The organism is Faecalibacterium sp. 7 (assembly GCF_049562865.1).
Taxonomy (GTDB): Bacteria; Bacillota; Clostridia; order Oscillospirales; family Ruminococcaceae; genus Faecalibacterium; species Faecalibacterium wellingii.
Genome location: NZ_CP186911.1, coordinates 2,657,498 through 2,677,807, shown reverse-complemented (window position 1 = coordinate 2,677,807; position 20,310 = coordinate 2,657,498). Strand labels below are relative to the sequence as shown.

General features: G+C 59.1%; 27 protein-coding genes. 5 read left to right on the top strand and 22 right to left on the bottom strand.

Translation table 11 applies throughout. The features are described from left to right. Window positions 1–13: 13 nt before the first annotated feature. From ACKXF7_RS13355 to ACKXF7_RS13260, 20 genes are all read right to left on the bottom strand, one after another. Window positions 14–223, bottom strand: coding sequence for a hypothetical protein (locus ACKXF7_RS13355; protein ID WP_423741578.1), 210 nt, complete (start codon window positions 221–223; stop codon window positions 14–16). Continuing rightward, a complete protein-coding gene (locus ACKXF7_RS13350; RefSeq protein ID WP_423741577.1) occupies window positions 220–1,893 on the bottom strand; it encodes a phage minor capsid protein in 1,674 nt (557 codons plus the stop codon). The genes ACKXF7_RS13355 and ACKXF7_RS13350 overlap by 4 nt, the downstream gene beginning before the upstream one ends. Beyond that, window positions 1,893–3,389 carry a hypothetical protein gene (locus tag ACKXF7_RS13345; protein ID WP_423741576.1) on the bottom strand — a complete coding sequence of 499 codons (1,497 nt, stop codon included), beginning with the start codon at window positions 3,387–3,389 and terminating at the stop codon, window positions 1,893–1,895. Before ACKXF7_RS13345 ends, ACKXF7_RS13350 begins: the two co-directional genes overlap by 1 nt. Beyond that, on the bottom strand, window positions 3,386–4,642 hold the full coding sequence (locus tag ACKXF7_RS13340) for a phage terminase large subunit (RefSeq protein WP_423741575.1): 1,257 nt from the start codon (window positions 4,640–4,642) through the stop codon (window positions 3,386–3,388). Before ACKXF7_RS13340 ends, ACKXF7_RS13345 begins: the two co-directional genes overlap by 4 nt. Next, a complete protein-coding gene (locus tag ACKXF7_RS13335; RefSeq protein ID WP_423741574.1) occupies window positions 4,629–5,015 on the bottom strand; it encodes a hypothetical protein in 387 nt (128 codons plus the stop codon). The genes ACKXF7_RS13340 and ACKXF7_RS13335 overlap by 14 nt, the downstream gene beginning before the upstream one ends. A gap of 234 nt (window positions 5,016–5,249) precedes the next feature. Then, window positions 5,250–5,669, bottom strand: a complete 420-nt coding sequence (locus ACKXF7_RS13330; RefSeq protein ID WP_423741573.1) for a hypothetical protein — start codon at window positions 5,667–5,669, stop codon at window positions 5,250–5,252. After that, window positions 5,669–6,079, bottom strand: a complete 411-nt coding sequence (locus ACKXF7_RS13325) for a RusA family crossover junction endodeoxyribonuclease (protein ID WP_423741572.1) — start codon at window positions 6,077–6,079, stop codon at window positions 5,669–5,671. The genes ACKXF7_RS13330 and ACKXF7_RS13325 overlap by 1 nt, the downstream gene beginning before the upstream one ends. Before the next feature lie 273 nt (window positions 6,080–6,352). Continuing rightward, window positions 6,353–8,242 (bottom strand): AAA family ATPase, encoded by a 1,890-nt coding sequence (locus ACKXF7_RS13320; protein WP_423741571.1) that lies wholly within the window; start codon window positions 8,240–8,242, stop codon window positions 6,353–6,355. Beyond that, window positions 8,160–8,585: a PriCT-2 domain-containing protein gene (locus ACKXF7_RS13315; RefSeq protein WP_423741570.1), complete on the bottom strand. Its 426-nt coding sequence runs from the start codon at window positions 8,583–8,585 to the stop codon at window positions 8,160–8,162. Before ACKXF7_RS13315 ends, ACKXF7_RS13320 begins: the two co-directional genes overlap by 83 nt. Window positions 8,586–8,590: 5 nt before the next feature. Continuing rightward, complete coding sequence (locus ACKXF7_RS13310) at window positions 8,591–10,216, bottom strand: DEAD/DEAH box helicase (protein ID WP_423741569.1); 1,626 nt, start codon at window positions 10,214–10,216, stop codon at window positions 8,591–8,593. Beyond that, window positions 10,216–10,704 carry a DUF669 domain-containing protein gene (locus ACKXF7_RS13305; RefSeq protein ID WP_423741568.1) on the bottom strand — a complete coding sequence of 163 codons (489 nt, stop codon included), beginning with the start codon at window positions 10,702–10,704 and terminating at the stop codon, window positions 10,216–10,218. The genes ACKXF7_RS13310 and ACKXF7_RS13305 overlap by 1 nt, the downstream gene beginning before the upstream one ends. Window positions 10,705–10,804: 100 nt before the next feature. Then, on the bottom strand, window positions 10,805–11,884 hold the full coding sequence (locus tag ACKXF7_RS13300) for an ATP-binding protein (protein ID WP_423741567.1): 1,080 nt from the start codon (window positions 11,882–11,884) through the stop codon (window positions 10,805–10,807). Next, window positions 11,885–12,742 (bottom strand): hypothetical protein, encoded by an 858-nt coding sequence (locus ACKXF7_RS13295; RefSeq protein WP_423741566.1) that lies wholly within the window; start codon window positions 12,740–12,742, stop codon window positions 11,885–11,887. Then, on the bottom strand, window positions 12,676–13,191 hold the full coding sequence (locus tag ACKXF7_RS13290; protein WP_423741565.1) for an AAA family ATPase: 516 nt from the start codon (window positions 13,189–13,191) through the stop codon (window positions 12,676–12,678). The genes ACKXF7_RS13295 and ACKXF7_RS13290 overlap by 67 nt, the downstream gene beginning before the upstream one ends. Beyond that, on the bottom strand, window positions 13,182–14,759 hold the full coding sequence (locus ACKXF7_RS13285) for a hypothetical protein (protein WP_423741564.1): 1,578 nt from the start codon (window positions 14,757–14,759) through the stop codon (window positions 13,182–13,184). Before ACKXF7_RS13285 ends, ACKXF7_RS13290 begins: the two co-directional genes overlap by 10 nt. Beyond that, window positions 14,756–15,070, bottom strand: a complete 315-nt coding sequence (locus tag ACKXF7_RS13280) for a DUF3846 domain-containing protein (protein WP_423741563.1) — start codon at window positions 15,068–15,070, stop codon at window positions 14,756–14,758. The genes ACKXF7_RS13285 and ACKXF7_RS13280 overlap by 4 nt, the downstream gene beginning before the upstream one ends. Before the next feature lie 46 nt (window positions 15,071–15,116). Then, window positions 15,117–15,446, bottom strand: a complete 330-nt coding sequence (locus ACKXF7_RS13275; protein WP_423741562.1) for a hypothetical protein — start codon at window positions 15,444–15,446, stop codon at window positions 15,117–15,119. A 2-nt stretch (window positions 15,447–15,448) separates the two neighbouring features. Continuing rightward, window positions 15,449–15,712 carry a hypothetical protein gene (locus ACKXF7_RS13270; RefSeq protein WP_423741561.1) on the bottom strand — a complete coding sequence of 88 codons (264 nt, stop codon included), beginning with the start codon at window positions 15,710–15,712 and terminating at the stop codon, window positions 15,449–15,451. After that, window positions 15,709–16,140 carry an XRE family transcriptional regulator gene (locus tag ACKXF7_RS13265; RefSeq protein WP_371292905.1) on the bottom strand — a complete coding sequence of 144 codons (432 nt, stop codon included), beginning with the start codon at window positions 16,138–16,140 and terminating at the stop codon, window positions 15,709–15,711. The genes ACKXF7_RS13270 and ACKXF7_RS13265 overlap by 4 nt, the downstream gene beginning before the upstream one ends. Before the next feature lie 15 nt (window positions 16,141–16,155). After that, on the bottom strand, window positions 16,156–16,347 hold the full coding sequence (locus tag ACKXF7_RS13260) for a hypothetical protein (RefSeq protein ID WP_418266350.1): 192 nt from the start codon (window positions 16,345–16,347) through the stop codon (window positions 16,156–16,158). A gap of 146 nt (window positions 16,348–16,493) precedes the next feature. Between ACKXF7_RS13260 and ACKXF7_RS13255 the strand changes: the two genes are divergently transcribed. After that, the gene (locus tag ACKXF7_RS13255) at window positions 16,494–16,829 is read left to right on the top strand and encodes a hypothetical protein (RefSeq protein WP_423741560.1); all 336 of its coding nucleotides are present in this window, start codon (window positions 16,494–16,496) and stop codon (window positions 16,827–16,829) included. Here the strand turns inward: ACKXF7_RS13255 and ACKXF7_RS13250 are convergent. Then, a complete protein-coding gene (locus tag ACKXF7_RS13250) occupies window positions 16,810–16,974 on the bottom strand; it encodes a hypothetical protein (RefSeq protein WP_423741559.1) in 165 nt (54 codons plus the stop codon). The two genes, ACKXF7_RS13255 and ACKXF7_RS13250, sit on opposite strands and share 20 nt — an antisense overlap. 181 nt (window positions 16,975–17,155) lie before the next feature. On the opposite strand from ACKXF7_RS13250, the gene ACKXF7_RS13245 reads away from it, so the two are divergent. From ACKXF7_RS13245 to ACKXF7_RS13235, 3 genes are all read left to right on the top strand, one after another. Further along, entirely contained in the window at window positions 17,156–17,533 is a 378-nt protein-coding gene (locus ACKXF7_RS13245) for a helix-turn-helix domain-containing protein (protein WP_423741558.1), read from the top strand. Between the two features lie 268 nt (window positions 17,534–17,801). Then, window positions 17,802–18,491, top strand: coding sequence for an SHOCT domain-containing protein (locus tag ACKXF7_RS13240; RefSeq protein WP_423741557.1), 690 nt, complete (start codon window positions 17,802–17,804; stop codon window positions 18,489–18,491). 69 nt (window positions 18,492–18,560) lie between these two features. Beyond that, entirely contained in the window at window positions 18,561–18,857 is a 297-nt protein-coding gene (locus ACKXF7_RS13235) for a hypothetical protein (RefSeq protein ID WP_097775523.1), read from the top strand. On the opposite strand, the gene ACKXF7_RS13230 is transcribed toward ACKXF7_RS13235, so the two are convergent. Continuing rightward, a complete protein-coding gene (locus ACKXF7_RS13230) occupies window positions 18,854–19,027 on the bottom strand; it encodes a hypothetical protein (RefSeq protein WP_418266345.1) in 174 nt (57 codons plus the stop codon). The two genes, ACKXF7_RS13235 and ACKXF7_RS13230, sit on opposite strands and share 4 nt — an antisense overlap. A gap of 265 nt (window positions 19,028–19,292) precedes the next feature. Here ACKXF7_RS13230 and ACKXF7_RS13225 point away from each other — a divergent pair, with 265 nt between their 5' ends. After that, window positions 19,293–20,309 (top strand): tyrosine-type recombinase/integrase, encoded by a 1,017-nt coding sequence (locus ACKXF7_RS13225; RefSeq protein WP_423741556.1) that lies wholly within the window; start codon window positions 19,293–19,295, stop codon window positions 20,307–20,309. Window position 20,310: the final 1 nt, after the last annotated feature.

Sequence of the window (20,310 nt, the reverse complement as noted above, 5' to 3'; positions counted from 1 at the left end):
TTGATGTTATGAATTACGGCGTGCAACAGTAGATTCTGTCATACACTGCTTCGCCCTCACGAGAAAGAGCTGTCGGCTCGTCATTCTCGTCAAAGGTCGATGTGATGAAATCATCAAGCTCCAAAAGAAGCTCGTCCACACTCCTGCAGTTTACAGCGCTGGGAACATGCTTCTTCAAAAACTCCTTGGAATCAGTATCTAAATCTTCAAAACAAAAGGTCATTTCTGCTCACTCCTTGGATTCAGCTGAATCAGCTGTCCCGTGTCTGGGTTTATCGTGACGATCGCTTTGCCAATAAGGCGCACGCTTCGCTTTCCTCTTGAATCCGTTTTTACAGGGTTGATGCGCTCAGGATTCAAAACGGTATCACGCATGGCTTCATAGCCAACACCGCTTCGCCGGATGATTTTAAGGTCATATTTTAACTTATCGGGGTCGACCAATGTGCCGAACATACGCTCCATGAAATGGGCGGTATGTCCAGTAATAACAGTACCATCCGCAGTAGTCTTGCCCACAAGCTCGGTCTGGATGCGCTCGTGCGTACTCTTGTACAGGTCAAAACCTGCAAGCGGCGAAAGCCAGCCACTTTTTACGCTGTTGGCATATTGCATCAGCAACCGATATTCTTCGGTATTATTATACCGTGCATCATAATATTTTGCAACGGTATTCAGGCTGGTACTCTGCGCATTGATAGACTTGAGCCAGTCGGTGTGATGCGCCTGAGATTTTGCACTTGCCCTACTGACTTCACTCCTGCCAAACTTCGGCACGCTGGTGCGGGCGCTGTCCACACGGCCACCCGTGGCCTGTGCAAACTCTGCAAGGCTCTGGCGGGCGGCCTTCAGGCGCACAGCGGCGTCGGTGGCATCCAGCCCGGCAGCATCCTCGGCCAGATACCGCTTTTTCCAGCGGCGGACGTTCCGCTCCCGGGTCCGCTGCATCTGGGATATCTCGTAGGCGGTGTACTTTTTGCCGTTCCACTCGATGTCCCGGGCGTTCAGCTCCCGCAGCTGCTCCCGCGTCCATTGGGGCGGGTCGCCCAGCTCCGGGAACACCGCGAAAAAGGTGTGGCGGCAGTTCCAGCCGCACAGGCCTGCGCCGGTACCGTAGCCGGTGGCGGCTTCAAAGTCCGGGTAGTGCCTGCCCTTGTAGTCCACCGCGCCGCCCCGGTGGAAGCGCCTGCCCTGCCATTCTGCATGAGAAGGACGGGCACCGCCGTGGGCGGTCGTCTCCACAAATTCGCAGCCCATCTCGTCCATGCGGGCCACCTGCAGCTTGCCCGCCGTCTGGTTGACGCCGGTGAGCACGGCACGGCGGGCGGCCACCTCGATGCTGTCCTTGTGGCCGCTGGGGTATGTGACCATGGGCATGTCGTCTGCAAGGCTGTCCACGGCCTGTTTGACGGCGGTTTTGTAGTCAAAGGCACCGGTGCTCACTTTGAGCCATGCGGCGTCCAGCGTGCGCTCGAACGCGCCTGTGACGGTGTTTGCCGTGGTGGCCGTGAGATTCTGCCATGTGCCGCAGGTCTGCCGCGCACCGGCGTCTAACAAATTGTTCAGGGCAGCGCTCTCTTCAAAGGGCTGCGGCTCTTTGCTGTAGTGGTAATAGATGGCATCCTCCCGCTCCATGGCTTCGGTGGCGGCCTGCAAAAGCAGCCTGCGGATGGCGGCCTCGCTCTTGCCGGTGTACTTCGCCAGCAGCTTCACCACGTCGTTGCGCAGCGCCTCGGTCTGCTGGTAGCGCCACAGCTGCCAGTTTGCGGTGGGGGTCACGGCGTCCATCTTGCCGATGCGCCGGGCAACGTCCTGCAGGACTTGTTCTTCGACCCGCTGCCAGAGCTGCACAAAGGCATCCGGCATCTGGTCGAGGTAAGACGGCGGCAGCATCAGGCACCCCCGAAGGTGATCTGCTCTTCGGACTGGCTGTCTGCCTTGGCCTCTGCCGTCCACTGGTGGGCTTCCTCCTCGCTCAGGCTGTACCGGGCGGAGAGGTACCGGCAGCGAGGCACGAGGCCTGAAAGAGCATCCTCCCGCAGCTGGCTGGTGCGCTCGGCCTCGCTGACGATGTAGCTGTCGTCCCAGTTGACGGAAATGCTGGTCTCCGGGTCTGCCGGCGCGTCCAGCAGGTTCTTCGCCGCCCACAGCATGGCACGCAGGATGCCGATCAGTGCCGTCTCGATGGGAATCTGGTTCTTGTTGGCGTTCTGCACCAGATCCTGACGGCTGCCGGTGTACTCGGTGGCGGTGGTCACGTTGCCCTGATCGAACTTATAGCGGTGGCAGCCCAGTTTGCACTTGAAGCTCATCATGTCCAGCGCGTCCTGCACCGCCTGATGGTTGGAGGCCGTGCGCAGGTCGGGGTTATACTCCCGCCATGCAGCGGGCTGGTCGATGCCGCCTTCCGGCGTGGGCAGCTCGTAGAAGACCTGCCGGTGGACGGCATCCGGCGGCACGGCGTGCTCGGTGCCTTCCTTGTCCACCCACTTGCGGCACAGGGAGCGGTCATAGAAGATCTTCTTGCCGCCGAGGCGGATGTCCTGCCGGTAGTTGTCGAAGGCGTAGTCCACCATCTGTGCCGCGTCCAGCGCCTCGGAGAAGATGCTCATGCCCAGCCCCATGCCGCCGTCGATGTTCTTGGCAGCCGCCGGGCTGAACAGACTGAACCATGCCGGTGAGCCGCTGACCGTGATACTCTCCACCATGCCCGGCGGGGTCTTGGCTTTCGCGAATTTCGGCGTGCCGGAGATATCGTCCGTCACCTCAAACCATTCGTTGGTGATGGTGCGGCTGCCGTTCCTGACCGTGTGGGTCTGCAGGTAGACGGCAGGCTTGCCGCCCATCATGCACTCGGACACAAAGGCCGCTTCGGTCACAACGCCGCGCTCCACGCTGATGGGCAGGATGCAGCAGGCTGGGTCGTAGTCCAGCCGGATGCGCCCCTGCGGCGAAGGCAGAGCGTTGCCGGAGGCATCCACCGTCAGGTTCTCCACGCTCATCACAAAAGCGCCGGTGCCCGACCAGTAGGCCTGCTCCACCAGCCGGTTTGCGTTCTCCCAGAAATGCAGCTGCCGCAAAAGGCCCCCGGTCTGCTGTTCATCGCTGCCCAGCAGATAGGCAGAGGTGGCTGCATCGCCGATCTGGAGAGTGGTCTTGTCGTTGAGCAGCAGGTTTGCCCAGTCCTCGCAGACGTGCTTCGGCATCCGCAGGGAAGCCAGACGCCGCGAGATGACGCTGCCGTCCGGGGCGTCCTCTTTCTGGTCGTGGATGTCGGGCACGTCACCCTTCCACCACTGCCGCCAGATTTCGATATTGCCGTAGTAGTCTGCATCCAGCCGCAGATTTCTGGTTTTGTTCAGGTGTTCGATAAAGGCAGAAACGTTCATCTTGCAGTCAGTCTCCTGTAATCGCGCTCGATGGTGTACTCGAAGGCATCGAGGGTGTCAATGTCGGTGGTGCCGTCGTCCAGACGTTCATCCACGCCGGGGTGCTTCTGGCTCCACAGGGCGGCGGCAAGGGCATCCCGCAAGGTGGCAGCCTCCGGCATATACCAAAAGCGCCCGCCACCCATTAGAATGGATGTCAGGCGGATGCGGTCGATGATCTGGATCTTGGCACTGTTCTGCACCCGGTCGGCCAGCCAGGAAAGCGGGCAGGCCCGCAGCCGGGTGCGGATGTGGTTGATCAGCGTCTGCTCGGCGCTGTCGCAGAAAAGATAGTGGATCTCGCCGTACCGTGCGAACACGGCGGTGCAGAACTCAATGAGCTGCGCGGCGAGGTAGTCAGCGTCCTGATCCTTCGGGTCGATGCGGGCGGATGCCAGACCCACGACCCCCGCGTAGTAGGGCAGGATGCCGGTGGCCACGAATGCGTGGCGGGAGCCATTGCCGCCGAAGTCCACCCCGATGTGGATGCGCCACGGGCGGCAGGGCTTGTCCGCAGGCCAGAGGAAACGCCCATCCCCGGCGGCAATGCTGTCCGCAAAGGGCCGGTAGATGATGCCGCCCGCTGCAGCCCATTGGCCGAGGATGAAGCGGTTATAGTAGACCGTGCCCGCGTACTCCTTTTTCAGCTGAGCCACGAACTCCGGCGGCAGAGTGGGGTTGTCGTCGATGGTGTAGGCCTGACAGTAGATGTCCGCGTCGCTGTCCAGAAACTGCTTGAACCAGTGCTGGGGGTTATCCGGGTTGCAGGTGCCGTCAAAATGGCTGTGCGGACAGGACAGACGGCTCTTGAGCATCTGGAACACGCCCTCGTCCCATGTGGTGATCTCGTCCCCATAGGCGTACTCGAAGGCTGCACCCTGAATGCGGGCAATGTGCTTTTTGTTGTCGGCACCCAGCACGTACACCTTGCGGCCGAACAGCTGCACGATGTTGCCGGACGCCGAGGTGCGCACTACGCCCACAAGCTCCGGACCCCAGAGGGCCCGCATGGGCTCCAGCACGTTGCGTTCCAGCGTGCCGAGGGTGTTGCCCAGCATGACGCAAAGGCCCTCGTCCCGGGCCGCGCAGATGCGCTTGGGGATGGTAACAGCGCAGTCCAGATAGGTCTTGCCGGAGCGGGTGGCCCCAGTCTTGACGTTCCAGCGGTGGGAGCAATTGCGAAGGAACTCCTGCTGAAACTCAGTCAATGGCACTGTCTACACCTCCCAGCAGCTTGCGGGCAGCTTCCAGTGCATCGGCGGCCGGGTCCTCCTGCACGGTCTCTTCGCCAAGCATCTTCAGCAGCACCCCGGCGGCACGGGCATCACCGCGCTTGGCGGCTTCCGTAATGCCCATGACCACCGACATCTGATTGTCGATGTCCTCATTGTCCACCTCATCCCGCAGCAGGGCATTCACCCGGCGGCGGTCGGTCTCCGGCAGGCTGAGATAGTAGTCCGCCGCTTCTTTCATGCTGCGCTTGCGGCGGCGGGCCACACCGGAAGCAATGCCGCCCTTCTGGGCGATCTGTCTCTGTTCGCTCTCCGTTCGTTCGTTGAACGGGATGAGATTTTCTTCGTTGGCCACGTCACCACCTCTCTTGCCGTAAAATCAAAAAGCCGCCCGGAAGATCCGAACGGCGGGATATAACAAAGAAACCCGGCTGATGCATTCAGGCTGTTGGTCGGGAAAGGTGATCCTCTGTGTCAGCCGGGCAGCACAAAGCCCGCAGGATCGAAGGGAGTAGACCTTTCCTGCGGGCTTCGGCATTTTAAATTTTAGCAGGGGTTGACAGGATTATCAAGTCCGGTTCGCTCCGGTTCAGTCCGGACTTTTGATCTCCAGTCTTTTGATCGCCGCGCTGTGGCGTTGGAACATCTGGCTGCGGGAAATGCGGACGATGACCGCGATGTCCGGCCAGTCCTCCAACAGGATGTACCGCCGGAACAGGATCATGAAATCCACCTCATCGTCCAACTGGCGGAACACCTCCATGATCTCGGCCCGGATGGCGTCGCACACGGCAGACTGCGCCTCAGCGGCCCGGCGGGCCTCGTCGATGCGCTCCACGCTGCGGGGCAGAGCCTGTCCGTCGCCGCTGCCGCCCGGCACAGGAGAAAAGCGCTGGGTGGTGTGGGTGGCGTCGGTCTGCAGCGTGGCCAGCTCGTCCAGTTTGAGCAGCTCGAACCGCTTGGCCGTCCGGTACCGCCAGAGCCATGCCTTTTTCTCTTCGTAGGTCATTACAGTTCCTCCACCCGGACGAACACGCCGCAGGGGTCCGACCAGAATTTCTCCACGATCTCGCTGCACACCTGCGCGTCATCGGCCCAGAAGTGCAGGCGGGTCATTTCGTCCTTGAGGGCCTTTTCCAGATTGTCGGTGTCCGGCTTTGCGGTGCGCCAGCTGCCGCTTTTGCGGCCCTCGGCAGGGAAGCACCACTTGACCAGCAGACGCACCGGACGGCCTGCGGGGATGGGCTTTTCCGGCGCGTGGGGTGCCAGATGGGCGTGGAGCTTGGCACGGGTGGCTTTGAGCTCCGGGCTGTCGTGGAGCACGGCACAGGGTTTGCCACCCTTCATGTAGGCGTGCAGCTGCTTTGCGTTGTGGGTGGTGGTGGGCGGCTGCATGGGGAGAAAGAATTGCATGTACATGGGGTTCACCTCGTTTTTCTTTTTTTCAGGTTTTAGCGCCAACGTGATGGGGAGGGTTCCCCGAATGGATGGGGGCTGTGGTCGCCCCATCCTTCGGGAGACCCCATCACAATTGCAGTTGCAGTTTTAGCTATTATATATAGGCTATTTTGCACTGCAAAATCTGCAGTCATAGCGGCTATAACTGCAAAATTGCAGTTTTTCGTGTTGTGCAAAATAGCGGCTATTTCTGCATTTTTACAACAAATTGTAATCGGACTTATTACGGCTTGTTTAACCTGCGCTGCCGGGCTCCTTGCGGCCCACTTTCTCGCCATCGATCCAGAAACGTCCGTCATCTTTCAGCCGCGTCTTGATGGTGCGGGGCTTCAGGTCCATGTATTCAGCCAGCGCATAGACGGTAACTTCGCCATCCATCATGCAGGCTTCAAAGGCGGTGTCCAGTTCGGCCTTTTTGTCCTTGGTCACCTTGCCTTTATCGCCCCAGCGCTTGGCGGCACCGCGGCTGCCCAGCGTTTTGAAATCGCTGTCCGGCTGCAGGTCCTCCAGCAGGCCGGTGTCCGGCTTGTGCACGGGGTAGTCGAACCAGAGGTTCACCGGGTTGAAGCGGGCAAACTCGCGCAGGGTGCCCTCGATGCGCCATGCGGTCATGCTGTCGGCCTGCTTCTGGGCGGCGGCCACTTCGGCATCGATGGCCCGCAGGTCGGCAAGGCCAAGGTGTTCTTTGGCAATGGTCAGCATCCGGCTGCGGCTCAGGACATCGTCCGGGCCGTAGGCATCCCCATGGCCGCGCTTGTCCAGCATGGCCTTGATGACCCGGCAGGCGGCTTTGTTGTGGAGCTGTTCCCGGATGGCATCGGTGGGGGTGAGCTCGGTCATGTCCAGCATGGCATCCGGGTCACGGGCGAACACGCCGGAGCCGGATGCGCGGTCCATGCTGCGCTTGCCGCCCTGCGCACCTTTTGAGTGGTGGTGGCAGTAGATCACGGCACAGTCCAGCGCACGGCACACAAGGTCGAACTGGTTGCAGAACTTTGCCATCTGGTCGGCACTGTTCTCGTCGCCGGTGATGACCTTATAAATGGGGTCGAGGATCACGGCGGTGTAGCCTTTTTTCTGGGCCCGGCGGATGAGCTTTGGGGCCAGCTTGTCCATGGGCACGGACGCGCCGCGCAGATTCCAGATGTCGATGTTCCGCAGGTTCTGCGGGGGCAGGCCGAGGGCGGTGTACACGTCCTTGAAGCGGTGCAGGCAGGAGGCCCGGTCCAGCTCCAGATTGATGTACAGTACCTTGCCCTGTGCGCAGGAGAACCGGCCCAGCCACGGCCTGCCTTCGGCGATGGCGATGCACAGCTCGATGAGGGCAAAGCTCTTGCCCGCCTTGCTGGGGCCTGCCAGCAGCATCTTGTGGCCCTTGCGCAGCACTCCGGTGATGAGGGCATCGGCCAGCGGGGGCAGGCTCTCCCAGTCGTCGGCCAGACTCTCGGTCTCGGGCAGCTCGTCGGTCTCCGCTTCCAGCCAGTCACGCCATTCATCCCAGCAGGATTTTCCGATGTTCGTTTCCAGCAGGGTCTGCCGTTTGTCACCGCGCAGGATGCCGGGCATCCGGGAAAGGCGGGAAGGGTTGCGGTTCTGCTGGTCGATGGTCAGGCCGTTTTTCTGACAGGCGGCGTAGAGGTAATCCACCCGCCTGCGGTACTCGGCATAGTCCGGGGCATCCACCTTGACGATGGCGTGGACGCTCTTGCCGCCGGAGTAGACCAGCGCGGCACAGGGCAGTTCCAGCTGCTTGATGATGGCCTGCTGCTTGCCCAACTCCATGTTGTCGCACTCCACGAGGGCGTAGCGGAAGTCGGTCACGTTCTCGTTGCGGCGGCCTCCGCCGTCCATGGGGTTGAAGCAGATCCACGCACCGGCTTCGGGGTTGTAGTCGCCAAGGGCAGCACCGATATCATCGCCGTAATGATCCAGCTCCATGATGAGCTGCCCGGCGGTCAGCTGACAGGAGCAGCCGTTGGGGGCAAAGCGCCCGTCCTCTTTCCGGTAGCTCTCGGTGACGTAGGCAACGTATTCCTCCGGCTCAAAAAGTGCCTGCAGATACCGCTTGATCTGCTCTGCCGGGTGCCACTCTGCGGGCAGTCCAGCTCGTGGGCTTCCACCCACCGGGATCTACCACGCGGCCCTCGGTTTGTGCACCGGGCCCGGCAGAGAGCTCGTCGCCCCAGTCCAGCGCATGGCCCGCCGGGCCGCTCCAACCGTGGGAATAGGCCAGCTGAAAAATGCTGCTCTCGGTGACAGGCTTTGTGCTGCCGTGGAAACTCTCCCACTTTTTGGCACACTCGCCCTTGTGATAGCGGCCCCCGTCCCGGGCGCTCCATGCTTCCCAGACGGTGACGGGCAGGCCGGAATCCTTCAGGGCCATGCCCACCATCGTCCATTCCTCATAGGTCAGGGAGGCCGGGGAGATGAAGTCCAGCGCTTCTTTGAGTTCATCTTCATGTTCCATTCGCATCACCATCCAAAGCTGCTATCCGGAAAGGCCGGTTCTACGGGCGGCGTGTAGGTGCTGGGAGTAACGCCCTTGGGCACACCCCGCCAGCCGCCCGCCGCAATGCGGTCGATCATGTGTTTGGCCTGCTCAAAGCTCCACCTGCCCACGTGCTGGAAGCCGTATTTTTCCAGACAGCGGATCTGCTTTGGGGTGGTGAGGCCTTCGTCCCGGCGCTTGTGCAGCCGGTCCAGCAAAAGGCTGGCCTTGCCTGCCGACTCCACGGCGTCCGGAAGGATGCCCAGCTTTTCCAGCGCGGCGGCCTGCTGTTCGGTGGGCGGGCCTGCTTCCCAGCCAAAGGCCGGCACATACCCGGCAAGGTCCTCGGCCTGAATGCTCATCTCGTACTGCAGCGGGTCCACCAGCTTGGCCTTTTTGCGGCGCTGTTCTTCCAGCTGTTTTGCAAGGGCTTCCTCCCGCTGGGTCACCACGTCCTCGCTGGCCTGCACGGCTGCTTCCTCGATGTCCTGCGGGCAGCCGCTCTCGGCCAGATTTTCGGTCATCTGGCGGGCCACGGCGCGGTCCTCACAGACCAGATCCGCCGGGCGGCAGAGCTCGTGCTTGTCGGTCATCCACAAAAAGTCGAGGAGCAGCAGGTCGGTCTTGCCCGGGGAGAGCCGGGTGCCGCGTCCCACCATCTGGCTGTACAGGCTGCGTACCTTGGTGGGCCGCAGTACCACCACGCAGTCCACGCTGGGGCAGTCCCAGCCCTCGGTGAGCAGCATGGAGTTGCACAGCACGTTGTACTTCCCGGCATCAAAGTCGGCCAAAACCTCGCGGCGGTCGGCGCTCTGGCCGTTGACCTCGGCGGCGCAAAAGCCCTTGGCGTTCAGCAGGTCCCGGAACTTCTGGCTGGTCTTGATGAGGGGCAGGAACACCACTGTTTTGCGGTCCTTGCAGCGCTGGGCCATTTCAGCGGCGATCTGTTCCAGATAGGGGTCAAGCGCCGTGCCGAGGTCTCCCACGGCGTAGTCTCCGCCGCTCATGGTGACAGAAGAAATGTCCAGCTTCAGGGGGATGGTCTGGGCCATGATGCGGCACAGATAGCCCTCTTTGATGGCATCGGTCAGCTTATATTCAAAGGCAAGGCTGTCGAACACCTCGCCCAGATTGCGCATGTCGCCCCGGTCTGGGGTGGCGGTGACGCCCAACACCTTGGCACTGCCGAAGTAGTCGAGGATGCGGCGGTAGCCGTCGGTGATGGCGTGGTGGGCCTCGTCAATGATGATGGTGCCAAAGTAATCATGAGGGAAGCGTTCCAGCCGGGCGGTGCGCTGCAGGGTCTGCACGCTGCCTACCACCACCCGGAACCATGTGTTCAGGCAGGTGGCGTCTGCCTTTTCCACGGCGCTGACAAGGCCGGTGGAGCGCTGCAGCTTGTCCGCTGCCTGTTCCAGCAGCTCGCCCCGGTGGGCCAGAATAAGCACCCGGTGGCCCGCCCGCACCTGATCGGCGGCCACGGACGCAAACACGATGGTCTTGCCGGTGCCGGTGGGCAGCACCAGCAGGGTGCGGGTGTGGCCGTTCTCCCACTCGGCGTGGATGCGTTCACGGGCCTGCTGCTGGTAGGGTCTCAGTTCCTGCCCCATCAGAACGCCCCCTGTGTCCAGCCCTGCGCGGGAGCGGCCTTAGGCTGGGGCGGCGGAAGAAAGCGGATGACTTCGTTGCTCTGGCCGGTCTTGCCCGCGTTGGGGCCGCTCTGCTTGGTGTACTCCCGGATGCCCAGACGGCACCAGCCCCGGGCACCCACCACTTCGTTCCAGCGGGGGCGGAAGGTCTCGCCGCGCTTGCACTGACCGATGCTCTCGAAGAAAGCGCCCAGCAGGCCCTGCGTTTTGGTGTGCAGGTACAGGCGGTCGGTGACGGTGGTGTCGCCCTTGGCCCCGCCGAAGATCTTCAGGGTCAGCTTTGCCATGGAGCAGGGCGGCAGCTTGGCGCTGCCCTCAAAGCGGGCACGTTCCATGCCGGTGACCTCAAAGGCGTAATCGCCCTCGGGCAGGAGCACGAACTCCTGCTGTTCGTTGGTAAATTCGTCGTCCCAACTCAGGGCGCGGTCGGTGGTATTCATGTCGTTCATAATATATCTCCTTTATAATGATTCCTTGATTCTTGGCTCCCCCCCTTCGGGGAAGCTCCGGGGCCGCGCCGCCGCAGGGCGGACGGGCCCGGTGAGAGGGTCAAAACGGCAGGTCACGGCTGTCCAGCACCATCTGGAGCACCTGGGGCCATGCGGCCACCAGACAGCCCTCTACAAAATCGGCCGGGTAGTCCCGGATGGGCATATCCTCGGGGAAATAGCCCCGTTTGCCCACCACAGCCTGCAGCTCCTCCGGGGTGACGTTGTTGGCGCTCATGAGCGGGGCCAGCTTTTCCGGCACGCCCAACGCGATCAGGTCGGGCACCAGCAGGGCTTTGGGCACCGTCTCGGCGGGCGGTTCCGGCTGCGGGGTGGGTGCGGGCAGGATGTCCTCTTCCGGCGCACTCTGGGGCTTCGGCTGGGGGCGCAGCTGCGGTGCGGGCGCAGGTGTGGTGCCGGGGATGCAGGCGGCAATGCCGGCATAATCAAAGGGCATTTCGTCCGTCAGGCCAAAGCGGTTCTTGGCGTCCCAGCAGGGGTGATGGGTGGTGTACATGACCCGGCGGCCGCCGGTCACCTTGTCTTTTGCGTTGGGGGCGCTGCCGCTCTTTTCCACCACGGTCTGGTAGTTGACGAAGAGCAGCATGTCGCACCACTCCCGGATCAGCGGCTCCACCTGCTTGGTGGTCTTCATGGTCCAGCGGTCGTAGCTGCCCGCCGCGTCCGGCTGCTCGAACTTGGTGATAGCCGCGTGGGCAAGGATCAGAACATTGTGTCCGGTGTTCAGCACCTCTTCCAGCGCGTCCAGCAGCTTGCCGAACTCCTCCTTCAGGTAGGTGTAGCCTTTGCCGTAGCCAAAGCCCTCCAGCCCGTCCACCTTGGCCTTGGCACAGACGGCATCAATGGCCAGCCGTTCGGCCCAGTCGGCGGTGTCGATGACCAGCGTGCCGCAGGGGATGCTGCCCTTGCGCACCTCGGCCACCTCGTCCAACAACATGGCCCAGCTGGTGGGCTGGGGCAGGCGCTTGACGTTCAGCCGCTTGGTGCCGCCCTCGGTGTCGATGAAAATGGGGTCCGGAAAGTGAGAGGCAAAGGTGCTTTTGCCGATGCCCTCGGGGCCGTACAGCACGGTCTTGACCGGGGAATCCTGCACCCCGGCAGTGACTGCATACTTACTCATTTAAAACGCTCCTTTCGTCCAGCTTTTCTGCTGGGGCTTTTCGGTGACGGGCGGCAGGGTGGTTTCGGCATCCTTCACCATGCCGTCCTCAATGATGATCTGGCACTCGCTGCCGGTGGAGACCCGGGTGGCAATGGCCTGCAGGTGCTCCGCTTCCAGCCATGCGGAGAACTCCTGCAGGGTGGTCATGTCCATCTGTTCCAGCTTGTCCAGCAGCACAAAACCGCAGTCCGGGTTCAGGCGGCGGACGATGGCCGCGGCCACCCGCAGCTGGTCGCTGCCGGACATATCCCGCCAGTGCTTGCCTTTATAGGTAAGGGCGCCGTCCTCCACGCTCAGCTCCGGCAGGGGCAGGTCGGCACCGTTCAGCAGGGCCATGCGGTCGGCCCGCTTCCGGGTGATGGCTTCGGTGAGCTTGTCGTAATCGCTGGCATACCGGGCGGCTTCGTCCTCGGCCCGGGATTTTTCCAGATTGGCCCGCACCTTCTGGTTGATCTCTTCGATGTCCCGGATGGAAGCTTCCAGTTCGGCGGTGGATTCGTCCTGAAGATCTGCGGCAGAGGTCTGGGCGATTTTCACGTCGGCCTGCATCGAGGCCAGCCGCTGCTTTTCCGTGCTCAACTGAAATTCAAGGTCTGCAACCACCTTTTTCTGCCGTTCGAGCAAATCTGTGAGCTGAGCGAATTGATTGCGCTTGCGCTGATTCTCGCCGTTGCGGGCCAGAATTTCCTGCTGCTGGCGGATGAGGTCGGAGGCGCTGACCGGTTCCTCCGGGGCGTCCGGGTAGGAGATCAGCTCCTCGGCAAAGTGCTTTTTCTGCGCGGCCAGCTGGCCGGTGAAGGTGCGCTTGTCGTACAAGGATTTGATCTCAAGATCCCGGGTGTGCAGTTCGGTGCCGATGCCGATGATCCGGAGCAGGATGTCGGCTTTCTCCTTGTCGGACGCTTCCATGAAGCGGGGCAGATCAGCGCCAGCGGCTCGATGAAGGCGTTGAGCAGCTGCTGGCCGCTGCGGCGTCCGGTGGGGTCGGTGACGGTCAGGGTGCTGTTCTTGCCCTTGCGCTCCACCACCACGCCGTTGGAGAGCCTGACCTTGAGGTGGGCGGGAGCCACGGCCCCGTCCCGCTGGGCGGCGTCCGGGCGGAAGCGGTCGCCGCCGAGGGCCCACGCCAGCGCGTCCAGCACGCTGGTCTTGCCCTGATTGTTGTTGCCGCCCACGAGGGTGAGCCCGGTGGGCAACGGCGTGAGCGCAACGGCCTTGATGCGTTTGACGTTTTCGGCCTCTAAGGCCATGATCTTTACAGACATGCGGATACCTCCCCTTGAGCGGATGCGAGTGTGTGAACGAACTGGTTGATTGCGGTTTCCCGCTGGTCGTCCGGCAGTTTGCGGAACTGCATTTTGGCGGACTGAACGATGCTTGTGATGGAGCGTCCGGCCAGAATGATGCTGTCGTAGGCATCGCGGGCATCCTGTTCGCTGCCGGAAGAGGCCTGTTCCAGCCGTGCCTGCAGGTCGGCGGTCATCTCGGCGGCTAAGTCCTCGGCAATGTCATGGGCCCGCTGGTTTGCCCGGCGTTCCACTTCCTCCTCGTCCACCACGGCGGCGATGGGCTGCTTTTTCAGGGCCGCATTTTCTTCCTGCAGCTTGTCGGCCCGGAGCTTTGCCGCTTCGGCCACCTGCCGGGAGCCGGAAAGCTGGCCCTCGGCGTTCTTGGCACGGGCTTCGGCCTTGTCGCGTTCCGCTTCGGCTTTCTGGCGCTGGAGGTTGGCCGCAATGCGGCTCTCGTCTGCATCGTGGTAGCTCTGCTGGAGCTGGGCGTTCTGCTCTTTCAGGCCGCTGATGTCGGCAAGAGCGGATTCATAGCGGCTTTCTGCTTCTTCCCGCTTTTCCGCGTCCTTAGAGGTCTGGGCTTCGGCGCTTTTCACCAGCTCCTTGAAATAGGCATTTTCTTTGCGGGCGTTCTGAGCGGACTTCTCGGCGGCGTCGGCGCGGTCTTTTTCGGCTTTGAGTTGGGCCAGCAGCTCCTTCACCCGCTGGCTGTCTCCGGCGGCTGCGGTGAGCTGTTCCGCACAGCCGGAGCGGGCGATCAGGTTCAGGTCCTTGCGAGAAAGTTCAGGGATTGAAGTTAATTGTTCAACAGTTGAACCTTTAAAACCTTCACCTGTTTGCAGCATATTCCAGACGCTGGATTTGCTCATGCCCTTGCTCTCATACCACTTTGTCCATGTACCGCCGCCATAGCGGCCAGCCTTGGCCGTTAGTGCGTGCATTTTGGCAACGTAGATGCAGGAAATGAGGTATTCATCCTGTGCGGTGCCGTAGTGCAGATCGAACTGCTGATCGGTCTCCACGGCCTGTTCGGACAGGTCGCCCAGAGCCGAGAAGTCGAAACTGGAGTCGGCGGGGATATTGCCGAGCGGTTCAGCAATATCCTCAGAGTGAGTGGGAGTCAAATGCTTTTCGCCCTCGGTCTGGTAGCTGTTGCACTCCTGCACGGGGTGGCCACAGCTGCGACAGTTTCCGAAGCATTCTTCTTTGCACCCGCCACAGGTGCAGGTAGAGCAGATACAGGAAGCGGGAACATCCGAGGAAGATTCTTCCTCTACCGGGTCAATGGGCGCGTTCCTGCAGGGCTTGGCCTCCCTGAGGGCCGTCAGCATCTGCTCCGGGAGCTCGTAGTCGTCCATGGGGATGAACTCGTCGCTGGTCAGAAACGCTTCCGGGGTCAGATGTTTTTCAGCGGCCTTGGCTTTGCCGAACTTCTGGGCCAGCAGATGGCTTTCTTTCCAGATCCGTGCGGATTCGTCCCAGCGCCAGAAGCGCCCACGGGTATAGGCGTAGTAAACATCGTTGCTGTTCTGGCTGATGATCATACCCGCACCTCCGTGTCCTTGAGGCGGTCCAGCATCTCGGCCTGCACATCCTTGCTCATGGGCTGGATGTTGTTTCCCTTCCAGCCGTAGCAGAGGATGGGTCCGTAAAGCTGGCGGCCCCGGTACGTCCGATTCAGCAGGCTGGCGGGCTGGATGGGGCCATCGTACCGGCCCACGAACAGCACCGCCGGGGTGCGGGGCAGCACGATCATCTCACTGCGGGTGCCCAGCCGGTTCTCAATGGCCCACAGGCTGTCCGGCAGGGTGGTGACCACAGGCTCTTTGCCCGGTTCGGCTAAAATACCTTTCATTTGTAAAATCCTTTCTGATGTGATATCATCAAGGGTGATGGGGCTTTCAAATTCCATCACCCTTTGGGCTCGTCGGTGTTGGCGCACCGGCGGGCTTTTTGTTTGCCTGCATTTTCAGCAGCATGTACTTGCCGTAGCTCAGGCCGGCTTTTTCGGCAGCGCGGACCTCGGCGTGCAGGGCAAGGCTGCTGCGCTCAGCGGCAAGGCCCTGACGCTGGGCCTGCAGTTCTTCATTGCGCCGACGATCCCATTCCAGACTCAGGGCGTTGGCGTGCTTTTTGCCGCATTCGGGGCAGCGCTGAGCAGAGCGTCCGACATTGCAGAGCACCTTGCCGCAGTCCACGCAGATGCGGGTGTAGGTCTTGAAGTCGCTCATGCTCAGCCTGCCTTCCTGCCGCTCTTTACGGTGTTCCGGGGCTGCTGGTGCACCTTGCGGCGCTCCTGCTGCTCCCGGTCATGGGCGGCAAAGCCCAGCCGGGCAAAGAACACCGCCAGCAGGATCAGCACCATGGCCGTGATGAAGCCGGCATCCGAGACGGTGCCGCCGGTCTGGAAGCTGCCCTCCAGCCCCATGCCGTACAGCAGGCCCACGGCTCCGCTGGCCACGGCCAGCCAGTACCACACGCCGGATTTGATCTTCATGCGGATTCTCCTTCCTGAATTTCAACGCCTTCGATCTGAGAAAACCGATCGGCATTGATGATGTAGCGCCAGCGGTTTGCAGATGTCTTGACTCCGTACCCCCACGGGAATACGCCCTGCTGCAAGCCCTTGCCGACCGTTTCCTTGTCAACGCCAAGCAGGGCGGCAGCCTGTTTAAGGCTCAGCTGCCGGATGCCGCCGTGTCGTTTGGGGACAGGATCGGTGTGCTGGGGCGCATCCGGCGCAGTGAAGTATTCGACATCCAGCCCAAGGGCTGCAGCCATACTGCGCTGTACGGCATCGGGCGGCACTTGTGCACCAGCCAGATATTGACAGATGGACGCTCTGGATCTGCCGGTCATCCCGGAAACCTGTACCTGATTCAGATGCAGGTCTTTCATGGCTTTCTTCAACCTGTCTTTGAACATGTGTCATTCCTCCTTTCATGCCACAGGCCGCCCGTCCAGCTTCTTCAGGCTGGCCACCAGATTGATGGATGCCGCAGCGGTCTCCATCTGCTCAAATGCGTCCTCGTCCATGTCCTTGCACATGGTGTGAATGCGGATCACGCGCTCCACGTCCTGCTGCGTCAGGCCATACATGGCGGGGTTCAGGGAATTGTTCTTACGTGCCATACGAAGCACTCCTTTCTGTGGGTGGCTCCCACGACCATTCCGGCTGCGTCACCGAAATGGTTTCGACCCGTGCCACCGGGTCATCATCGGGTGGGTTGTGGCGTGCTCCCTTCTGCGGTATACTTGGGCAGAAAGGAGTGTTGAAAATGCTGGACGTAAAAACGCTGAAGGTTCTGGATTTTCTGAATGAGCATCCTGATGAAGCCTTTTCCATTTATCAGATGGGAAAGTGTGGCATGACCGTCAACTTTGAAACGATGCAATGGCTGACGGACAAAAATATGGTTTTTCGTTATGAAGATGAGGATGCGTTCCGGTATGAGTACGAAGATCCGGAGTATACCTATCAAATCAATGCTGGTGGTCGTGTTGCGCTGGAAGAACAAAAGCATTTCACAAAGACTGAAAGGCGTGCCAACATTGCTCTTGGTTTGTCGGTTTTGAGTCTGCTTGTTTCCATTGCTACAGCCTTAAAAGGTTGATGACGTTGATGAGCAGCGCAATGATGGACAGAGCGAAAGCAATACCGTATTTCAGGTCAAGGCGTGCATAGTATCGCTCGGTTTCCTCCAACATCTTCTTGTCAAGCTGCTCCTGTTCTTCCGGCGTGCGGGGAGAGTGATCCATCTTCTTCACCTCTTTTTGTTGACTTGATTAGCTTCGATTTGCTAACTTTGTGAGAACAATATAGCATACTCTGTTAGATTTTTCAAGCCTGAATTTTGAAGAAGGTTAAAAATAAATGTTGACACAGTTAGATTTACGGAATATAATACGAATTGAAGAGAACAGAAAGGAGGTGAACAAAATGAACGCAAGAATCGAAGCCGTCCGAAAACGCGAAGGCTTGACGCAGGAACAGTTTGCGGACAGAATCAATCTCTCCCGTAATTATTTATGGATGCTTGAAAATGGCTCCAGAACCCCAAGCGACCGTACTATTAAAGACATCTGCGATAAGTTCGGCGTCCGGGAAGCGTGGCTGCGTACCGGCGAGGGTGAAATGTTTGTGCAGGACACCCAGTCGGAGCAGGTAGCGGCTTTCCTGGCTGACCTGACCAAGGATGACAGCGACACCTTTAAAAAGCGTTTTGTCGAAATGCTGGCAGGCCTGAGCCCGGCGGACTGGGAGCTGCTGGAACGTATGGCCGAAAAATTGACGCAAAAAAAAGAGGAAAGCCCGTAAAGGCTTCCCTCGCGTGGTGGCTGGTTGCTTATCCGATCAGGTGGCTTGCGTACACCCACACAAGCCGCAGCTGGCGGAAATCGGCCTTTTCCAGCAGTTTCAGAATGGCGTTGATGGTTTCTTGTCGTGTCATGATGCGGCCCTCCAACAGTGGTTGTTCTATTTGCTCATATTATACAACTGTTTGCTGTGTCCTGCAAGCAATATTATCTGCGCAAAAATCGAATGAAAAATTGGATTTTTTCGAATGAAAAAGGAGGAATGTTCAATGGCAAATTGTTCTATCTGCGGCGAGAAGATGGGAATCTTTGACAGAGAGTCTTGCTCAGACGGTTTTGTCTGTAAAAGATGCCGGTCTTTGTTTTCCGATCTTGGAATGGATTACAAAACTGTCCCTGCTGATAAATTAAAAGAAGGATGGAAGTTCTTCAACGACCGGCGTGAGCGGGCGAAAGGCTTTGAAAATCTGCAGGAACCGGGAACAATGGTTGCTTATGTGAACAGAGCGCAGCGACTTATGACGGTCGCAGGAATTCCGGGGTGGTTTACGTTCGATGAGCTTGTAGACTATACCGTCAAAGTGGATACAAAGGTTGTCACCGAGACAAAAGGCAGCGTCACTCGATCAATCGCTGGAGGAATCGTTGCAGGTCCTGTTGGCGCAGTTGTTGGTGGTAACACGGCAAAGAAGGTTTCACATACAGAAGAATCGAATCCGAAAATGTCGTTTGTCGTGGAATATCCGTTTGGAAGATTTGAGTCTCCGGTTTTTACATATTCCCGCAAGGTTCTGAAACTTTGCGAAGAAATCTTTAGCGAAAGAACAACAATAAAGAAAGTTCCGGATGCTTCATCCAGCGTTGCGGATGAGCTTATGAAGTTTAAAAATCTTCTGGACATTGGAGCAATTACAGAAGACGAGTACAATGCAAAGAAAAAACAGTTATTGAATCTATAAAATAAAATCACTAAACAAAAAACGCCCCCGGTGCTGGAACACCGAGGGCGCAGAAGGAGAAAATACGGGATGACAAAAGATACCGAAAAGGTCTTGCTGAAACTTTATCGTGCATACACGGAGCGCCGCAAAACCTTGCCGAAGTCTCAGGCAAAATACTTTGCATCAGAAGATGTGTCGGCTGCATTGCCGGGGATCCCGTGGGATGACGTGAGAGAGGCGCTTGCGGAACTGCGTGATGATGGCTATATCGACCTTTACATGATGGGTGCCTGCGATCTGTTTCCGAAGGCTATCGAGTACGGCGAAACGGCTGTCGAACGCGGCATTGACAAGGCGCTGGATGTGTGGAGTAAACTCCATTAACCGAGTTTCAGTTTGTCCACCGAAATGTTCAGCGTCATATCTGCGAGGGGATGGCCCGCATCGCACTGGATGGAGAAGCCATTGACGCGATGGACTTCAACACCGTTCAACTTCATTTTGAAGTCTTTTTCGTCAAGATAAAGTTCGACGGCATTCTGACGCTCTGACATGATAGCACCTTTCTTTCTGTGTATGAATGAAAAGATTCGTTCACGTTCATTATACATCAAAATTATGCTAAAGTATAGTATAATTTTGATTTGCACAAACAAATAAAAAAAACTCCCCCGGTGTTACCAGCACCGAAGGAGGTTTCCGAACCGCTTGCCCGAAGGCGTCACGGCTCTGTACAGTAGATTTTGGAGAACCTCTGCACAGACTATGATACCACCTCCGGGCAGGCTTGTCAAAGTGTACCTTTTTTGAGGTGGAAATATGGGAAGAAGAAAACCGAATCATTATGGCTGCGTAACCAAGCTGAAGGGAAACCGATCACGGCCGTGGGTGGTAAAAGTTACCGTGTACGATGCCGAAGGGCATGGGAAGCAGGTACCGATCGACTACGCAGAGACCGAGGAACAGGCGAACATCATCCTTGCTCAGTACAACGACAACCCATGGAGCATCGACCGGAACAAGGTCACATTGGTGGACCTGTACCAGCGCTGGGCGAAGATCAAGCTGCCAAAGATGGGGCAGGCCAGTCAGGGCGCGATGAAGTCGGCCTTCAAGCACTGCCAGAAATACTACGGTATGAAATACCGCAGCATCCGGGCCTACCAGATGCAGGACTGCATTGACAACTGCGGAAGGGGATACAGCACACAGGCTCAGATCAAGGTTCTGTGGGGGCATTTGGATGAGTTTGCCTTTGAATGTGACATCATCAGTAAGATGTATTCTCAGCTGACCACAGCACCGCCCGTTCCAGAAACCAGCCGGATGCCCTTTACGCCGGAACAGATTGCTGCCCTGTGGGAAATACAGGATGAACCGTGGGTCGATACCGTGCTGGTGTTCCTTTACACAGGATTCCGCTTGATGGAACTGCTGAATATGCAGACGGAACAGGTTGACCTTCAGCAGAAGACGTTTCAGGGCGGCATCAAAACAGCGGCTGGCAAGGGGCGTATTGTGCCGATCCATCCGAAGATCCTGCCTTTTGTGCAGGCGTGGGCTCAACATGGCCATAAATACCTGATAACTGCAGATGGTAAGAAACTGAGTAAACAGAAGTATTATGAATGCTGGGCTGAGGTCATGGACAGAATCGGCGCAGACAAGACCCCGCACGAAGCGCGGCATACCTTTGAAACGTCACTGGACAACGCCAAGGCCAACCGTAAATGCATTGATCTTCTGATGGGGCACAAGTCGAAAGATGTAGGTAATCGTGTGTACAATCATAAAACATTGGAACAGCTGCGGGAGACGATTTTGCTGTTGGAATGAT

What these genes read in the sequence shown, in the direction of transcription:
- ACKXF7_RS13355 (WP_423741578.1), bottom strand. Translation starts at nt 223, where the DNA reads ATGACCTTTTGTTTTGAAGATTTAGATACTGATTCCAAGGAGTTTTTG.
- ACKXF7_RS13350 (WP_423741577.1), bottom strand. Translation starts at nt 1,893, where the DNA reads ATGCTGCCGCCGTCTTACCTCGACCAGATGCCGGATGCCTTTGTGCAG.
- ACKXF7_RS13345 (WP_423741576.1), bottom strand. Translation starts at nt 3,389, where the DNA reads ATGAACGTTTCTGCCTTTATCGAACACCTGAACAAAACCAGAAATCTG.
- ACKXF7_RS13330 (WP_423741573.1), bottom strand. Translation starts at nt 5,669, where the DNA reads ATGACCTACGAAGAGAAAAAGGCATGGCTCTGGCGGTACCGGACGGCC.
- ACKXF7_RS13325 (WP_423741572.1), bottom strand. Translation starts at nt 6,079, where the DNA reads ATGTACATGCAATTCTTTCTCCCCATGCAGCCGCCCACCACCACCCAC.
- ACKXF7_RS13315 (WP_423741570.1), bottom strand. Translation starts at nt 8,585, where the DNA reads ATGGAACATGAAGATGAACTCAAAGAAGCGCTGGACTTCATCTCCCCG.
- ACKXF7_RS13310 (WP_423741569.1), bottom strand. Translation starts at nt 10,216, where the DNA reads ATGGGGCAGGAACTGAGACCCTACCAGCAGCAGGCCCGTGAACGCATC.
- ACKXF7_RS13305 (WP_423741568.1), bottom strand. Translation starts at nt 10,704, where the DNA reads ATGAACGACATGAATACCACCGACCGCGCCCTGAGTTGGGACGACGAA.
- ACKXF7_RS13300 (WP_423741567.1), bottom strand. Translation starts at nt 11,884, where the DNA reads ATGAGTAAGTATGCAGTCACTGCCGGGGTGCAGGATTCCCCGGTCAAG.
- ACKXF7_RS13290 (WP_423741565.1), bottom strand. Translation starts at nt 13,191, where the DNA reads ATGTCTGTAAAGATCATGGCCTTAGAGGCCGAAAACGTCAAACGCATC.
- ACKXF7_RS13285 (WP_423741564.1), bottom strand. Translation starts at nt 14,759, where the DNA reads ATGATCATCAGCCAGAACAGCAACGATGTTTACTACGCCTATACCCGT.
- ACKXF7_RS13280 (WP_423741563.1), bottom strand. Translation starts at nt 15,070, where the DNA reads ATGAAAGGTATTTTAGCCGAACCGGGCAAAGAGCCTGTGGTCACCACC.
- ACKXF7_RS13275 (WP_423741562.1), bottom strand. Translation starts at nt 15,446, where the DNA reads ATGAGCGACTTCAAGACCTACACCCGCATCTGCGTGGACTGCGGCAAG.
- ACKXF7_RS13270 (WP_423741561.1), bottom strand. Translation starts at nt 15,712, where the DNA reads ATGAAGATCAAATCCGGCGTGTGGTACTGGCTGGCCGTGGCCAGCGGA.
- ACKXF7_RS13265 (WP_371292905.1), bottom strand. Translation starts at nt 16,140, where the DNA reads ATGTTCAAAGACAGGTTGAAGAAAGCCATGAAAGACCTGCATCTGAAT.
- ACKXF7_RS13260 (WP_418266350.1), bottom strand. Translation starts at nt 16,347, where the DNA reads ATGGCACGTAAGAACAATTCCCTGAACCCCGCCATGTATGGCCTGACG.
- ACKXF7_RS13255 (WP_423741560.1), top strand. Translation starts at nt 16,494, where the DNA reads ATGCTGGACGTAAAAACGCTGAAGGTTCTGGATTTTCTGAATGAGCAT.
- ACKXF7_RS13250 (WP_423741559.1), bottom strand. Translation starts at nt 16,974, where the DNA reads ATGGATCACTCTCCCCGCACGCCGGAAGAACAGGAGCAGCTTGACAAG.
- ACKXF7_RS13245 (WP_423741558.1), top strand. Translation starts at nt 17,156, where the DNA reads ATGAACGCAAGAATCGAAGCCGTCCGAAAACGCGAAGGCTTGACGCAG.
- ACKXF7_RS13240 (WP_423741557.1), top strand. Translation starts at nt 17,802, where the DNA reads ATGGCAAATTGTTCTATCTGCGGCGAGAAGATGGGAATCTTTGACAGA.
- ACKXF7_RS13235 (WP_097775523.1), top strand. Translation starts at nt 18,561, where the DNA reads ATGACAAAAGATACCGAAAAGGTCTTGCTGAAACTTTATCGTGCATAC.
- ACKXF7_RS13230 (WP_418266345.1), bottom strand. Translation starts at nt 19,027, where the DNA reads ATGTCAGAGCGTCAGAATGCCGTCGAACTTTATCTTGACGAAAAAGAC.
- ACKXF7_RS13225 (WP_423741556.1), top strand. Translation starts at nt 19,293, where the DNA reads ATGGGAAGAAGAAAACCGAATCATTATGGCTGCGTAACCAAGCTGAAG.